This window comes from Kitasatospora sp. NPDC001664 (assembly GCF_053596675.1).
The window spans coordinates 61,837-76,898 of the sequence record NZ_JBSFGS010000021.1 but is presented as its reverse complement, the minus strand read 5'-3'; the positions used below and the strand labels follow the sequence as shown (position 1 = coordinate 76,898).

14 protein-coding genes and 1 tRNA gene are annotated in these 15,062 nt (G+C 71.8%); 7 read left to right on the top strand and 8 right to left on the bottom strand.

Annotation, left to right across the window (positions count from 1 at the left end; translation table 11 throughout):
- Positions 1-55 precede the first annotated feature (55 nt).
- Positions 56-139, bottom strand: a tRNA-Leu gene (locus ACWCYY_RS27275).
- 376 nt (positions 140-515) lie between these two features.
- Here ACWCYY_RS27275 and ACWCYY_RS27270 point away from each other — a divergent pair.
- The 6 genes from ACWCYY_RS27270 to pknB all read left to right on the top strand — a co-directional run bounded on the left by ACWCYY_RS27270 (position 516) and on the right by pknB (position 8,866).
- Positions 516-1,385 carry a DUF3662 and FHA domain-containing protein gene (locus ACWCYY_RS27270; RefSeq protein ID WP_345290553.1) on the top strand — a complete coding sequence of 290 codons (870 nt, stop codon included), beginning with the start codon at positions 516-518 and terminating at the stop codon, positions 1,383-1,385.
- Positions 1,386-1,395: 10 nt separating this feature from the next.
- Complete coding sequence (locus tag ACWCYY_RS27265; RefSeq protein ID WP_345290552.1) at positions 1,396-1,911, top strand: FHA domain-containing protein FhaB/FipA; 516 nt, start codon at positions 1,396-1,398, stop codon at positions 1,909-1,911.
- Positions 1,912-1,961: 50 nt separating this feature from the next.
- Positions 1,962-3,380, top strand: a complete 1,419-nt coding sequence (locus tag ACWCYY_RS27260; RefSeq protein WP_345290551.1) for a PP2C family protein-serine/threonine phosphatase — start codon at positions 1,962-1,964, stop codon at positions 3,378-3,380.
- A 103-nt stretch (positions 3,381-3,483) separates the two neighbouring features.
- The gene (locus ACWCYY_RS27255; RefSeq protein WP_380149531.1) at positions 3,484-5,046 is read left to right on the top strand and encodes an FtsW/RodA/SpoVE family cell cycle protein; all 1,563 of its coding nucleotides are present in this window, start codon (positions 3,484-3,486) and stop codon (positions 5,044-5,046) included.
- Complete coding sequence (locus tag ACWCYY_RS27250) at positions 5,043-6,506, top strand: peptidoglycan D,D-transpeptidase FtsI family protein (RefSeq protein ID WP_449797542.1); 1,464 nt, start codon at positions 5,043-5,045, stop codon at positions 6,504-6,506. The genes ACWCYY_RS27255 and ACWCYY_RS27250 overlap by 4 nt, the downstream gene beginning before the upstream one ends.
- 287 nt (positions 6,507-6,793) lie before the next feature.
- A complete protein-coding gene (gene pknB, locus ACWCYY_RS27245) occupies positions 6,794-8,866 on the top strand; it encodes a Stk1 family PASTA domain-containing Ser/Thr kinase (RefSeq protein WP_345290549.1) in 2,073 nt (690 codons plus the stop codon).
- Positions 8,867-8,923: 57 nt separating this feature from the next.
- On the opposite strand, the gene ACWCYY_RS27240 is transcribed toward pknB, so the two are convergent.
- From ACWCYY_RS27240 to ACWCYY_RS27215, 6 genes are all read right to left on the bottom strand, one after another.
- A complete protein-coding gene (locus ACWCYY_RS27240; protein WP_449797541.1) occupies positions 8,924-9,562 on the bottom strand; it encodes a hypothetical protein in 639 nt (212 codons plus the stop codon).
- Positions 9,563-9,704: 142 nt separating this feature from the next.
- Positions 9,705-10,448 (bottom strand): class E sortase, encoded by a 744-nt coding sequence (locus ACWCYY_RS27235; protein ID WP_449797540.1) that lies wholly within the window; start codon positions 10,446-10,448, stop codon positions 9,705-9,707.
- A 24-nt stretch (positions 10,449-10,472) separates the two neighbouring features.
- Positions 10,473-11,633 carry a class E sortase gene (locus ACWCYY_RS27230; RefSeq protein ID WP_449797539.1) on the bottom strand — a complete coding sequence of 387 codons (1,161 nt, stop codon included), beginning with the start codon at positions 11,631-11,633 and terminating at the stop codon, positions 10,473-10,475.
- 4 nt (positions 11,634-11,637) lie between these two features.
- The gene (locus ACWCYY_RS27225; protein ID WP_345290545.1) at positions 11,638-12,300 is read right to left on the bottom strand and encodes an aminodeoxychorismate/anthranilate synthase component II; all 663 of its coding nucleotides are present in this window, start codon (positions 12,298-12,300) and stop codon (positions 11,638-11,640) included.
- Positions 12,301-12,395: 95 nt separating this feature from the next.
- Entirely contained in the window at positions 12,396-12,572 is a 177-nt protein-coding gene (locus ACWCYY_RS27220) for a hypothetical protein (protein WP_345290544.1), read from the bottom strand.
- Positions 12,573-12,642: 70 nt separating this feature from the next.
- The gene (locus tag ACWCYY_RS27215; protein WP_345290568.1) at positions 12,643-13,398 is read right to left on the bottom strand and encodes a DUF881 domain-containing protein; all 756 of its coding nucleotides are present in this window, start codon (positions 13,396-13,398) and stop codon (positions 12,643-12,645) included.
- A gap of 165 nt (positions 13,399-13,563) precedes the next feature.
- Here ACWCYY_RS27215 and crgA point away from each other — a divergent pair, with 165 nt between their 5' ends.
- On the top strand, positions 13,564-13,818 hold the full coding sequence (gene crgA, locus ACWCYY_RS27210) for a cell division protein CrgA (RefSeq protein WP_345290543.1): 255 nt from the start codon (positions 13,564-13,566) through the stop codon (positions 13,816-13,818).
- 289 nt (positions 13,819-14,107) lie between these two features.
- Here crgA and ACWCYY_RS27205 read toward each other — a convergent pair whose 3' ends face one another.
- Entirely contained in the window at positions 14,108-15,010 is a 903-nt protein-coding gene (locus tag ACWCYY_RS27205) for a rhomboid family intramembrane serine protease (RefSeq protein ID WP_449797538.1), read from the bottom strand.
- Positions 15,011-15,062: the final 52 nt, after the last annotated feature.

Sequence of the window (15,062 nt, the reverse complement as noted above, 5' to 3'; positions counted from 1 at the left end):
TGCACCGGAGAACGAGAAAGCCCCGCAGATCCTGAGGATCTGCGGGGCTTCGCTGTGCGCGAGGGGGGAGTTGAACCCCCACGCCCTTTCGGGCACTGGAACCTGAATCCAGCGCGTCTGCCTATTCCGCCACCCGCGCAAGGGTGTTTGTCTTCCGGTCTTCCGACCCGCTCGGCCTGGGCCTTGCTGGTCTTCCGTTCGGCTCCCTCTCGGGCGCCCCTTCCGACATGAGAAACATTAGCACGCCTCCGCCCGAACCTACGAATCCCTTCCCGCGGCACCCCGCAACCGGAGCGGTCGCCCTTCCCGCAGCGCCGCCGGTCGGGGCCGGTCGGGTGCAGGCGAACGGGTGATCGAGGGATGACCACGGGCCCCTGCGGGTAGCCCTGGCTTGCGCCCCGCCGCGCCGGGGGAACCGTGGGGACGGCCCCGGCGTGGATACGATCAGTACGGAAGTACCGCTATCGCGCCCGCGGGCGGCCGGACCGAACGCCCTTGGAAGGGGGTGCCCCACGGTGGGAGTACTGAAGAAGTTCGAGCAGCGGCTCGAGGGTCTCGTGAACGGCACCTTCGCCAAGGTGTTCAAGTCCGAGGTGCAGCCGGTGGAGATCGCCGGAGCGCTCCAGCGGGAGTGCGACAACAACGCGACCATCTGGAACCGCGACCGCACCGTGGTGCCGAACGACTTCATCGTCGAGCTCTCCCCGCACGACCACGAGCGCCTCAGCCCGTACGCCGGGCAGCTGGGCAGCGAGCTGGCCGGCATGGTGCAGGAGTACGCCGAGGCACAGCGGTACAGCTTCATGGGCCCGCTCCAGGTGTCGCTGGAGAAGGCCGACGACCTGGACACCGGGCTCTACCGGGTGCGCAGCCGCACGCTGGCCTCCGAGCAGCCGCCGGCCCAGCCCGCGCCGCCGCAACAGCAGCAGGGCTACGGCCGCCAGCCCACCCCGCCGGCCCCCGGCGCACCGTGGCAGCAGCAGGGCGCGGCTCCGTACGGGGCGCCGCCCCCGCCGGCCGCACCCCCCTCGATGCCCCCGACGCCCCCGCAGGCGGGCGGCGGCAACGTCCGGCCGTTCCCCGGGGCGGGCCACGGCGGCCCGGCCACCCGGCGCTGGATCGAGGTGAACGGGCAGCGGCACCAGATCACCGGGAACGCCTGCGTGCTCGGCCGCTCGACCGAGGCCGACATCCGGATCGACGACCCCGGGGTCTCCCGCAAGCACGCCGAGATCAGGCCCGGGACCCCGGCCATGGTGCTCGACCTGGGATCGACCAACGGCATCGTGGTGGACGGACAGCACACCCAGCGCGCTACGCTCCGCGACGGCTCCAGGATCGTCCTGGGCAGCACCACCATCGTCTACCGACAGGTCGAAGGGTGATCGCCCGGTCATGTCAGAACTGACCCTGACGGTCATGCGGCTGGGTTTCCTCGCCGTGCTGTGGCTGTTCGTCATCGTCGCCGTCCAGGTGATCCGCAGTGACCTGTTCGGCACCAAGGTGAACCAGCGCACCGCCGCGCGCCGCGCGGCCGCGCCGGCCTCCGCCGCCCCCGGCGGGGGGCACCCCGCCCCGCCCCCGCAGGCCGCCCCCGGCCCCGGCCGCCGCCGCGGTGCGCCGACCCAGCTGGTCGTCGTGCAGGGCTCCCTGGCCGGCACCACGGTGGCGCTGCAGGGGCAGACCATCACGCTCGGCCGGGCCCACGACTCCACGATCGTGCTGGACGACGACTACGCCTCGTCCCGGCATGCCAGGATCTACCCCGATCAGACTGGGCAGTGGACGGTGGAGGATCTAGGCTCCACCAACGGCACCTATCTGGACCGGCAGCGGCTCACCGCGCCCACCCCGCTCCAGCCGGGGATGCCGATCCGTATCGGCAGGACCGTCATCGAACTGCGGAAGTAGCGGCGCATGAGGGACAGCACACCGTCCACCCGAAGGAGGGCTCGGACCGCATGACTCTCGTGCTGCGCTTCGCCGCCGGATCGCACAAGGGACTGATCCGGGAGGGGAACGAGGACTCCGGCTACGCCGGCCCCCGGCTGCTCGCGGTCGCCGACGGCATGGGCGGCGCCGCCGCCGGTGAGGTCGCCTCCTCCGAGGTGCTGGGCTCCATCGTCCGCCTGGACGAGGACGTGCCCGGCGCCGACCTGCTGACCCTGCTGAACGACGCCGTGCAGGGCGCCAACGAGCGCCTGCGGCAGATGGTCGAGGACGACCCGCACCTCGAGGGCATGGGCTGCACGCTCACCGCGATGCTCTGGACCGGGCAGCGGATGGGCATGGTGCACATCGGCGACTCCCGGGCCTACCTGCTCCGGGACGGCTCGCTGGCCCAGATCACCCAGGACCACACCTGGGTGCAGCGGCTGGTCGACGAGGGCCGGATCACGCCCGAGGAGGCCGAGACCCACCCGCAGCGCTCGCTGCTGATGCGGGCGCTGGACGGCCGCGGCCAGGTCGAGCCCGACCTGTCGATCCGTGAGGTCCGGGCCGGCGACCGCTACCTGATCTGTTCCGACGGTCTGTCGGGACCGGTCAGCCACCAGACCCTGGAGGAGACGCTCGGGAGCTTCTACTCCCCCGAGCAGACCGTCCAGGAGCTGATCCAGCTGGCGCTGCGCGGCGGCGGCCCGGACAACATCACCTGCGTGGTGGCGGACGTCATCGACGTCGGCGCCACCGACCCGCACAGCGCCGGCTACGCCGACGTCCCCGTGGTGGTCGGCGCGGTGGCCGACGCCCCGCCCGCCAACGACCACGCCCTCCCGAACACCGCGGCCGGCCGGGCCGCCGGACTGGGCCGCCCGCAGGGCGCGTTCGGACCGGCCAGCGGCTACGGCCAGCAGGCCGGCTTCGGCCCCGCCGAGGGCTACGGGGCGGGCGAGGGCGCGCCGGACGCGCACGAGCACGGCGGCTACGAGGAGGAGGGGGCGCAGCCCGCCCCGCCCTCGAGGCGCCGGAAGAAGAAGTTCGGCTGGTTCAAGCTGACCCTCACCCTGCTGGTGCTCCTGGGCCTGCTCGGCGCCGGCGGCTACGCGGGCTGGCGCTGGACCCAGGGCCAGTACTACGTGGGCGCCTCCGGCGACTCCGTGGCGGTCTACCGGGGCATCAACCAGAACCTGGCCGGCCTCGGACTGTCGAAGGTCTACCAGGCGCACGCCGAGGTGCAGCTGAAGTTCCTTCCGCCGTACCAGCAGACCCAGGTGTCCAACACCATCCAGGCCAGCAGCCTGGCGGACGCCGAGGAGCAGGTGAAGAAGCTGGGCGCCCAGGCGGAGGTCTGCAAGAAGGTCGCCGCCACCCCGGCCGGCACCGCCCCGACCCTGACCGAGCAGGAGCAGAAGCTGGCCGCCTCCTGCCCGACCCCGTAGTGGCGCCCGCCGCCACCGCGACCCTGATGACCGCAGCGACACCGGCCCCTCCAGCGGGTCCCACAGCCGTCGGGGAGCGGCCGTCAACGTGAGCAGTTTCGACCTGAGCAGTAGTCAGACCGGTGGTGAACAGCGCTCCCGGCGCCGGGAGAACACCACCATCACGCCCCAGGGCGCACCCAACCGCCGCAACACCGAACTGGCCCTGCTGGCCTTCGCGGTGCTGCTGCCGATGCTGGCGTACGCCAACGTCGGCCTGGCGATGGACGGCACCCTGCCCGCCGGCATGCTCGGCTACGGCCTGGGCATGGGCGCGCTCGCGCTCGTCGCCCACCTGGTGATGCGGAAGTGGGCGCCGTACGCCGACCCGCTGCTGCTGCCGCTGGCCACCCTGCTCAACGGCCTCGGCGTGGTGATGATCTGGCGGCTCGACAAGGCCGGCAAGGTGCTCTCCAACAACTTCGCGGCCGCGCCCAACCAGCTGATGTGGTCCGGGCTCGGGGTCGCGATGTTCATCGGCGTGATCCTGCTGCTCAAGGACCACCGGATCCTCCAGCGGTACACCTACATCTCGATGGTGGTGGCCCTGGTGCTGCTGGCCGCGCCGGCCTTCTTCCCGAGCCGGGCCGAGGACTTCGGCGCCAAGATCTGGATCCGCTTCGGCGGCTTCTCGATCCAGCCGGGAGAGTTCGCAAAGATCATCCTGACCGTGTTCTTCGCCGGGTACCTGATGGTCAAGCGGGACGCGCTGGCGCTGGCCAGCCGCCGCTTCATGGGCCTCTACCTGCCGCGCGGGCGCGACCTCGGGCCGATCATCGTGGTCTGGCTGCTCTCCATCCTGATCCTGATCTTCGAGACCGACCTCGGCTCCTCCTTCCTCTTCTTCGGCCTCTTCGTGGTGATGCTCTACGTCGCCACCGAGCGGACCAGCTGGATCGTCTTCGGCCTGCTGATGTCGGTCAGCGGCGCGGCCCTGGTGGCCACCTCCGAGCCGCACGTGAAGACCCGCATCGACGCCTGGCTCGACCCGATGGCCGCCTTCAGCCCCACCCCGCCGAAGGGCGCCACCGAGCAGATCGGCCAGACCCTGATGGCCTTCGGCTCCGGCGGGGTCACCGGCAGCGGGCTCGGCCAGGGGCGGTCCTGGCTGATCCAGTTCGCCGCCAAGAGCGACTTCATCCTCGGCTCCTTCGGCGAGGAGCTCGGGCTCACCGGCCTGATGGCGCTCTTCCTGCTCTACGGCCTGGTGGTCCAGCGCGGCCTGCGCACCGCGATCGCCGCCCGCGACCCGTTCGGCAAGCTGCTCGCGGTCGGCCTCTCCTCCGCCTTCGCGCTCCAGGTCTTCGTGGTGGCCGGCGGCGTCACCGGCCTGATCCCGCTGACCGGCATGACGATGCCCTTCCTCGCCCAGGGCGGCTCCTCGGTGGTGGCCAACTGGGCGCTGATCGCCGTCCTGCTCAAGATCAGCGACTCCGCCCGGCGCCCGGCCGCCGAGCCGCAGCCGCAGCCCTCCGGCGGCGAACCCCTGGGCCGTCCGGCGGCCGGCGCACCGCAGCCGACCACACCGCCGCTCGGCACCCCGCAGCCCGGCACCCCGTCGCTCGGGGGCCAGGCCGGGCCCGGCCCCGAAGGCGTGACCGAACCCATCCGGGGAGCCCACTCGTGAACAAGCCGATCCGCCGGGTCTCGATCTTCTGCCTGGTGCTGGTGCTGGCCCTGATGATCCGGGTCAACTGGGTCCAGGGCGTCCAGGCCGACAGCCTGGCCAACCACCCCAAGAACCTGCGCACCAAGTTCGACCGCTACGCCTACCCGCGCGGCAACATCGTCGTGGCCGGGGGCCAGCCGGTCACCAAGTCGGACTTCGTCAACGGCTACCGCTACAAGTACAAGCGCGCCTGGGTGGACGGCCCGATGTGGGCGCCCGTCACCGGGTACTCCTCGCAGGCCTTCGACACCAGCCAGCTGGAGAAGCTGGAGGACGGCATCCTCTCCGGCTCCGACTCCCGGCTGTTCTTCCGCAACACCCTGGACATGCTGACCGGCAAGGAGAAGCAGGGCGGCGACGTGGTCACCACCCTCAGCCCCAAGGCGCAGAAGGCCGGCTTCGAGGGGCTCGGCGACAAGAAGGGCGCCGTGGTCGCGCTCGACCCGCGCACCGGCGCGATCCTCGCTCTGGTCTCCACGCCCTCCTACGACCCCGGCAGCTTCGCCGGCACCGGGGACGCCGACTCCAAGGCCTGGAACGCGCTGCAGGCCGACGCCAACAAGCCGATGCTCAACCGCGCGCTGCGCGAGACGTACCCGCCCGGCTCGACCTTCAAGCTGGTCACCGCCGCGGCCGCGTTCGAGAGCGGCAAGTACCAGAACGTGACCGACGTCACCGACACCCCGGCCAAGTACCTGCTGCCCGGCACCAACACCGAGCTGAAGAACGCCAGCGCCAACGAGCCCTGCGCCAACGCCACCGTCCAGGACGCCATGGACCTGTCCTGCAACACGGTCTTCGGCAAGATCGGCGCCGAGGTCGGCGGCGACAAGCTGCGCGCCCAGGCGGAGAAGTTCGGCTTCAACAACGACCAGGTCGACGTCCCGATCCGGGCCGCCGAGTCGACCTTCCCCACCGGCTCCAAGCCGGACGGCACCGCGATGGACGCGATCGGCCAGCACGACACCCGGGCCACCCCGCTCCAGATGGCCATGGTCGCCGCCGCCATCGCCAACGACGGCCGGCTGATGCAGCCGTACATGGTGGACGAGGAGCGGGCGGCCAACCTGACCACCATCTCCAAGCACACCGAGCGCCAGCTGGGGCAGGCCGTCACCCCGTCCACCGCGCAGAAGCTCCAGCAGCTGATGGAGAGCGTGGTCGCCAACGGCACCGGCACCAAGGCCCAGATCAAGGGCCTGAAGGTCGGCGGCAAGACCGGCACCGCGCAGCACGGCGTGGACAACAAGGGCCTGCCGTTCGCCTGGTTCATGTCCTACGCCAAGGCCGACGACGGCCGCTCGGTCGCGGTCGCGGTGGTGGTCGAGGACGGCTCCAACGAGCGCGACGAGATCTCCGGCGGCGGTCTCGCCGCGCCGATCGCCAAGGCCGTGATGCAGGCGGCGCTGGAGCGCTGACCCGGGGGTGTCGGCGTGGTCGGAACGAGGCCCGTTCCGGCCACGCCCCTGTCAGAATGGGGCCCGGCCGGAGGATACCGGTCTGGTCTCATCCGGCAGCCCGTTCCGGTCGCCCCAGGTTGGGCAGGTAGCGTATCCGCAAGCAGCGGGTCTACCCGCCGCCCGTCCGCGGCCCCGGCCGTGGGGTCGGTCACGGAAACCGGCACGGCGGCGCGGGCGTCCAACACAGCGTGCGGGGACAACCTACGTGACATCCTCACCTGCCGGTGAGGGAGAGGGTCGGAACTATGGAAGAGCCTCGTCGCCTCGGCGGCAGGTACGAGCTCGGCGGCGTCCTAGGACGCGGCGGCATGGCCGAGGTGTACCTCGCCCATGACACCAGGCTCGGCCGCTCCGTCGCCGTGAAGACGCTCCGTGCCGACATGGCCCGCGATCCGTCGTTCCAGGCCCGGTTCCGCCGCGAGGCCCAGTCCGCGGCCTCGCTGAACCACCCCGCGATCGTCGCCGTGTACGACACCGGCGAGGACTACATCGACGGGATCTCCATCCCGTACATCGTGATGGAGTACGTCGAGGGCTCCACCCTGCGCGAGCTGCTGCACTCCGGGCGGCGGCTGCTGCCCGAGCGCGCGCTGGAGATGACCATCGGCATCCTCCAGGCCCTCGAGTACTCGCACCGCGCCAACATCGTCCACCGCGACATCAAGCCCGCCAACGTCATGCTGACCCGGCAGGGCAACGTCAAGGTGATGGACTTCGGCATCGCCCGCGCCATGGGTGACGCCGGCATGACGATGACCCAGACCTCGGCCGTCATCGGCACCGCCCAGTACCTCTCCCCGGAGCAGGCCAAGGGCGAGACCGTGGACGCCCGGTCCGACATCTACTCCACCGGCTGCCTGCTCTACGAGCTGCTGACGCTCCGTCCGCCGTTCGTCGGCGACTCCCCGGTCGCGGTCGCGTACCAGCACGTCCGGGAGGAGGCCATGCCGCCGTCCTCCTACGACCCCGAGGTCCGCCCCGAGGTCGACGCGATCGTGCTGAAGGCGCTCACCAAGGACCGCGAGTACCGGTACCAGAGCGCCGCCGAGATGCGCGACGACATCGAGCGCTTCCTCGACGGCCTGCCGGTCGCCGCCGCCCAGCAGGCCGCCGCCTTCGGCATGGCCGGCCAGGGCTACGGCTACGACCAGCAGGGCTACCCCGCCGGCCAGCACGACCCGTACGGCCAGACCAACCTGCTGCCGCAGCAGGGCGCGGCCGGCCCGACCACCATGCTGCCGCAGGTCGGCAACCAGCAGCCCGGGTACGACAACTACAACGGCGCGGGCGGCAACGGCGGCTACGACGAGTACGGAAACGGCGGAGGCGGCGGGCGGCGCTCCGAACAGCCGCGCAAGAGCAGCAACACCTCATGGGTGCTGCTGGCCATCGCGGCCGTGCTGGTGCTGGTCGGCGCCTACTTCGTGGTGGACGCCGTCATGATCAAGCCCGGTGGGCGCAACGGCGACAAGGTCGCGGTGCCCAACCTGGTCGGCCAGACGCTGGACGACGCCAAGCTCAAGGCCGCCAACGTCAACAGCAAGCTCGTGGTGGTCACCGGGTCCGAGATCGCCTGCCCCGACGCCTCGGTGAAGAAGGGTCAGGTCTGCACCCAGAACCCGACCGCCACCACCCAGGTCGCGCCGGACACCCAGATCACCGTCCAGCTCTCCACCGGGCCGACCGCCGCGGACCTCCCCGACGTCACCGGCAAGGACCTGGACGTCGCCAAGGAGACCATCACCAAGGCCGGCTTCACCGTCGGCAAGGTCAGCTACGAGAACAGCGACACCGTCCAGCAGAACAAGGTCATCTCCCAGGACCCCTCGGCGGGCAAGGCCACCCCCAACAGCGCGATCAACCTGACCGTCTCCTCCGGCCAGACCAAGGTCGCCGTCCCCGGCGTGATCAACCAGACCGAGGCCGCCGCGCGCACCGCCCTGGAGGCGGCCGGCTTCACGGTGGAGGTCAAGAACACCCCCACCCCGGACACCACCAAGATCGGCCAGGTCTACAACCAGGACCCCAAGGGCAACCAGAAGGCCGCCCCCAACTCCAAGGTGACGATCTTCGTCTATAAGGCCCAGGACAAGGTCACCGTCCCGCCGCTGGAGAACGTCGTCCTCAAGGACGCCATCAAGCAGCTCGACCAGGCCGGCCTGGGATACGACTTCCTGTTCGGCCCCCAGGACCCGACCGCGATCGTCGTCAGCGCCACCCCCGGCGCCGGCAACCAGGTCGACCCGAGCACCAAGATCATGCTCACCACCAAGGCCGCACCCCCCAAGCCCACGAACTCCTCGTCGCCGCCTCGCTGACCCACCCCGAGGGGCCCGCCGCACCCACCGTGCGGCGGGCCCCTCGGCGTTCCACCACTACCGCCGCCTACGCCGCCGGTCCCCCGGCCCGCGCGCGGCGAGCACGGTGCAGAGCATGTCCACCCGCCCGCCGAGCGTCTGGACGGCGCTCTGGCAGTCGGCCATCCGCACGCTCAGCCCGGCTATCACCTCACGGTCCAGCTGCGACTGACGGAGCATCACCAGCTGCAGCTCCCGGATCTCCGCCAGCTCCTCCCGCAGCCCGGACAGCTCGTACCGCCACTCGGCCGCACCCGCCACCGCCCGCTCCGCGAGGTCCAGCAGCTCCCGGCGGACCGCCTTCGCCACCGTGCTCCCTCGCAGCAGCATCCCGACGACGAGGACGGCCCGGCGGGGGAAAATCCCAACCCCGCGTCCCGGCACCGACCGTTCCTTCAAGTTGAAGGAAAGAAATTCTCGCAGGTCAGCGCCCTTGAGCACGCGGTGGCCGTGCTCGGCCAGCTCCGCCCGGTGCCGGTACACCAGGCTGTCCACAGCCTTTTCCCCAACCCCGTAGTAGTCGGCGATCATCCGCGCCGTCACGTGCACGCCGTCCGGGAGCAGCACCAGCGCCTTCACCCGGTCCAGCGCCTCGACCCGGTCGGCCATCCCGCCGCGCATCGTGCGCGACTCCTGCAGAACCGCTTCACGGTCCATGGTCCTCACCTCTTCCGTCGGTGGCACTGACCCCGGTCGGATCGGTGCCGCCGTGGAAACGAGATGATCCGACTGCCCGTCACCGCCTCGGCGCAGCGCTCGGGATCACGACGGCGGCGCCCGCCGACGGCTCCGCTCCAGGTCAGCGCAGTTCCGGTGGCGGGGTGCGGTGGCTGTCCACGGGGTCGGTGCGGACCAGGGAGCCCCAGACGGCCATGCGGTAGCGGGAGGTGTAGACCGGGGTGCAGGTGGTGAGGGTGATGTAGCGCCCGGGGGCGGTGTACGGGGAGCCCTTGGGGACGGGGGCGACGATGCCGGTGTCGTACTTGGAGGTCTGGGGGAGGAGGCCGTCGACGCGGTAGACGTACCAGGCGTCGCGGGTCTCGACCACGATCGGGTCGCCGACGGCGAGGGCGTCGAGGTCGTGGAAGCGGGCGCCGTGCCCGTCCCGGTGCGCGGCGAGCGCGAAGTTGCCCTCCGGGTCCCAGGGCATCGCGGAGCGGTACGGCTGGTCGTAGACCCCGGCCACGCCCTCGTTGAGGACGTCCGGTTCGGTGCCCATCCGGATCAGGGTCTGCCGGGCCGCCCCGAGGGCGGGGACGTGCAGGAAGCCGATGCCGTCCCCGGCCGCGTACGCGGGCGGTGCGGGTTCGGCCCCGGGCGTGGCGGGGGCCGCCGCGGACCAGCTGTCCCTGAGCCGGTCCCCCGCGGTGCCGGCCTGACGGTCCGCCACCACCCCGGTCCACCAGAGGGAGTAGCCGACGAAGAGGCCGAGCACCACTCCGGCGGTGATCAGCAGTTCCCCGACCACCCCGAGCAGGACGGCCGTGCGGCCGCGCCGTCGCGGGGGTTCGGCGGCGGTGGCCCCGTCCGGCTGGATCTCCACCGCGCGCCTCCTCCTGACGACCGGTCAGCCGGCCAGTGCGGCGGGCTGCCCCTGACTCCTCGGCTTCTCCTCGACCATCTTGCCAAAGACGATCAGCCGTCCCCGGGCACTGAACTCCGGCGTGCATGTCGTGAGGGTGATGTACCGCCCGGCCTCCTTGAACGGGGAGCCGTTGGGGATCGGACGGATCACCGAGACGTTGGTCGGCGGGGTCTCCGGGATGCCCCCGGCCACCTGGTACGTGTAGTACGCCGTCGCGGTCTCGACCACGATGCTGTCCCCCGGCACCAGTTCGCCGATCTTCCGGAACGGCTGGCCGTGGGTGGTGCGGTGCGCGGCGACGGCGAAGTTGCCCGCCTTGTCGGTGGGCATCGCGGTGCCGGTGTAGTGGCCGACCAGGCCCTTGTCGAGGACCTTCTGCTTGTCGGTGCCCTCGGCGATCGGGTACGTGAGGCCGAGCTTGGGGATGTGGATGATCGCGAAGCCCTTGCCGGGCTCGAAGGCGGTGGGCTGCGGTGCCGGGGCGGCGCCGGAGGCCGGGGCGGTGCCCTGCTGGCCGGCGGCCTGGTCCCACTGCTGGGTGAGGGCGTCGCGCTCGCCGCTGGCGGCGTTGTCGGCCTGCACGTTGGTCCACCAGAGCTGGTACGAGACGAAGAGCAGCATCACCAGCCCGAGGGTGATGAAGAGCTCGCCGAGCACCCGGGCGGCGACCACCCGCTTGCGCTCCGGGGGCCGGGCGACGGGTGTCGCGGGACGGCCCGCGGCCCGCCGCCGGCCGTTGCCCGAGCCGACGGTGGTGCGGCGCCGGTCGGCCCGGCGTCCGGGCGGCGGCAGCACGGCACCGCCGTCCGGCACCACCCGCAGCTGCATGGTGGAGTCGTCCGCCACCGGCCCCGGCTGCCCGTACGGGGCGCCCTGCGCGGCCCCGCCGCCGGCGGCAGGCCCGTACGGGGCACCGCCCCGGCCGTACGGAGCGTCCTGCCCGTGGGGGGCTCCCTGCCCGTGGGAGGCACCGCCCGGCCCGTACGGGGCACCGCCCGGCCCGTGCGGCGGCTGTCCGCCCCAGCCCGGCCCGTCCCGGCCCGTCCCGGCCGAGGGCGGAGCGGCCTGCTCGTAGACCCCCCAGTCGCCCGGCCCGCCGTCGGCGCCGTCCGGTGCGCGCCCCTCCGGGCGTACCGCCGTCACGGCCTCAGCCCCGGCCGATCACCGGGGCGAGGCCGGCCGAGCGGCCGACCGCCTCCGGGAATCCGCACTCGGCCAGCCAGTTGGCGAGCATCCGGTGGCCGCCCTCGGTGAGCACCGACTCGGGGTGGAACTGCACGCCCTCGACCGGCAGCTCCCGGTGCCGCAGGCCCATGATCACTCCGCTCTCGGTCTCGGCGGTGACCTCCAGCTCCGCGGGCACGGTGCCGGGCTCGACCGCGAGCGAGTGGTAGCGGGTGGTGGTGACGGGCGAGGGCAGGCCGGCGAAGACGCCGCCGTCCCGGTGGGTGACCGGGGAGGTCTTGCCGTGCAGCAGTTCGGGCGCCCGCCCGACCACCGCGCCGTAGGCGACCGCGATGGACTGCAGGCCCAGGCAGACCCCGAACAGCGGCAGCCCGACGGCGGCGCAGTGCCGCACCATGTCGACGCAGACCCCGGCCTCCTCCGGCGAGCCGGGGCCGGGGGAGAGCAGCACCCCGTCGTAGCCGGTCTCCCCGTCGCGGTGGACGGCCCGGTCGACGGTCAGCTCGTCGTTGCGGACCACCTCGCAGGTGGCGCCGAGCTGGTACAGGTACTGGACCAGGTTGAAGACGAAGCTGTCGTAGTTGTCCACCACGAGAATCCGGGGCGGGCTGCCTGCGGCGGTCATCCGTGCACTACTCCTGGGCTGGGTGCTGGTGGGGCGGGCCGCCCGGCCCGCCAAGCGGTCCGGTGGGTGCTGTCCGGTGGGGTGCTGACGGCGGCTCAGCCGACGCCCGCGCCGCCCTCGTCCACTGTGACGTCGCCGAAGGGGAGCAGCGGTTCCGCCCAGGGGAAGACGTACTCGAAGAGGACGTAGACGGTCCCGAGCACCAGCAGGAGGGCGAGCACGGCCTTGACGAAGGCGTTGCCCGGCAGCAACCGCCAGATCCAGCCGTACATGGTGCTCCTCCGGGTATCGGGTCCGGTACAGATTAGACGGCCGACGCGGGGCGGAAGGCGGCCAGTGCCATTACTGACCGGAAGCGGTGTGCAGGTCGACCGTTCCGGTGTACCCCGGGACCGTCAGGTCGCCGCTCTCCTGGACCTTCCAGCCCAGTCCGTAGGCGGCCACGTAGCCCAGGTAGTTGGCGATGGTCGGGTCGGCGTCCACCGCTGAGCGCAGCCTGTCGGTCCTCCCGACCGCCTTGACGACGTACGGCGGGGAGTAGACCCGGCCCTGGAGCAGCAGGGTGTTGCCGACGCAGCGGACGGCGCTGGTCGAGATCAGCCGCTGGTCCATCACCTGGACGCCCTCGGCGCCGCCGCGCCAGAGCGCGTTCACCACCGCCTGGATGTCCTGCTGGTGGATCACCAGGTCGTTGACGCCCGGCTCGGGGATGCCGGGCAGCTTGGCGGTGGCGCCGGGCGGGGCGTCGTTGAGGGTGACGGTGAGCCCGGGGCCGCGCAGCTCCTGGAGGCCCGCCTGCTGCTGGAGCAGGGCGAGCCGGTTGCTCTCGGCCGGGCTGGGGTTGCGCTGGGCGGTGAGCTCGTCCACCCGGTTCTGGAGTCCGGCCAGCTCGCTCTGCGCCGCCTGGTTCTGCGAGGAGCGCTGCTCTATGACGTCGCTGAGCCGCAGCAGGGAGTTGTCGGTGCGCAGATCGGTGCCCCGGGCGGTGTCCGCGCTGATGTAGAAGAGGAGACCGGCCATCGCGAACACGGTGCAGGTCAGGGCACGTCCGACAATTCGGGTGCGCGGAGGGCGTCCGGACGCATCGGGGGAGGGAATCGTGGAATTCGGCACCGTACCCTTATCTCCTTACGACCCGGCGAGCCACTACGCTAACGGACGCCGGAGGCGCGTGCGGAGCACCCCACGCGCGGGCCGGCCCCCACAGTCGCCCATCCCCGCTGCACCCTGCGCGGTCACAGCGCATCGACAGGAGAGCCTCTCGTGCCGAAGTCTCGACTCCGCAAGAAGTCCGACTACACCCCGCCGCCGTCCGGCACGACAGCGGTGAAGATCAGTTCCGGACGCGGCTGGGTGGCACCGCTGATGCTCGTGCTGTTCCTGGTGGGTCTCGTCTGGATCGTCACCTACTACGTCACCAGCGGCACCTGGCCGGTGAGCAGCTGGGGCAACTGGAACATCCTGGCCGGCTTCGGCTTCATCGCGGCGGGCTTCGGCGTCTCCACCCAGTGGAAGTGACGTCCCACCACTGACGAACCGTCAGGCACCGCTCCGGGGCGCCCCGGAGCGGTGTTTCGCGCTGCCCCAACCCGGGCCGCCCGTCCATACCATCGGGTTGTCCACACGGTTATCCACACTGGGGAAAAGTCGCCCACACCTGTGGATAACTTTTCTGTTCGAGGCCCGTCAGATTCTCCGAATTCCCCTCGAATTCCCAGCGGGACGCGCGTAGACCGGCCTTTCCCCAGCCCCCTGCCGTACCGGCTGTGCACAGCCCGGTGCGCTCTGTGGACAACCGTGCGCGCCGTCAGCCGCTCAACTGCGCCGTGTGGACCACGACCACCAGCAGCGCGGCCGCCACCACCCCGGCCACGGTCAGCCCCTGCACCAGGTTCCGGTGGGCCCGGGGGGCGTACATCAGCCCGACCCCGGTGACCACGCCGGCCAGCAGGCCGCCGACGTGCGCCTTCCAGTCGATGACGACGCCGGAGAGGTTGGGCCGGGCCAGCGCGAAGGTGATCACCAGGTTGACCACCAGCAGGGTCATCACCGGGCGCAGCGGGGCCCGGTTCGCCTTGAACAGCACCACCGTCGCGCCCAGCAGCCCGAAGATCGCCCCCGAGGCTCCGACCGACTCCACCCGCACCCCGCCGAGCGCGTAGGTGCAGGCTCCCCCGGCCAGGCCGGAGGCGACGTACAGCCCGAGGAAGCGCCACCGCCCGAGCACGTGCTCCAGCTGCGGCCCCAGCACCCAGAGCGAGACCATGTTCAGCGCCACGTGCATCACCCCGGCGTGCACGAACATCGCCGTCACCAGCCGGTACCACTCGTGCGGCCCGGCGGCCAGGCCGTCCGGCCGGTACGGGTAGGAGACGCTCCACAGCTCCAGGTCGGCGCCCAGCTCCGGCCGCAGGTACTCGGTGAGCAGGAAGACCAGCAGGTTGAGCCCGATCAGCACCTTGGTGACCAGGGCCCGGTCCAGCGCCAGCGCCCCGCCGTACCGGGTCCGCGCCTCGCGGGCGCCCTGGTGGCCCTCCCGGACGCACTCCGGGCACTGGAAGCCCACCGAGGCGCTCACCATGCAGTCGGGGCAGATCGGCCGCCCGCAGCGGGCGCAGCCGATGCCGGTCTCCCGCTCGGGGTGCCGGTAGCAACCGGGCAGCCGGTGGCCCTCCTCCGGTGCCGCGCCGGCCGGTACGTCGGGACCCATCACGCTCTCCTCGCTCGCCGCCGCCGGAACTGCCAGGCTACTGCTGACGCCC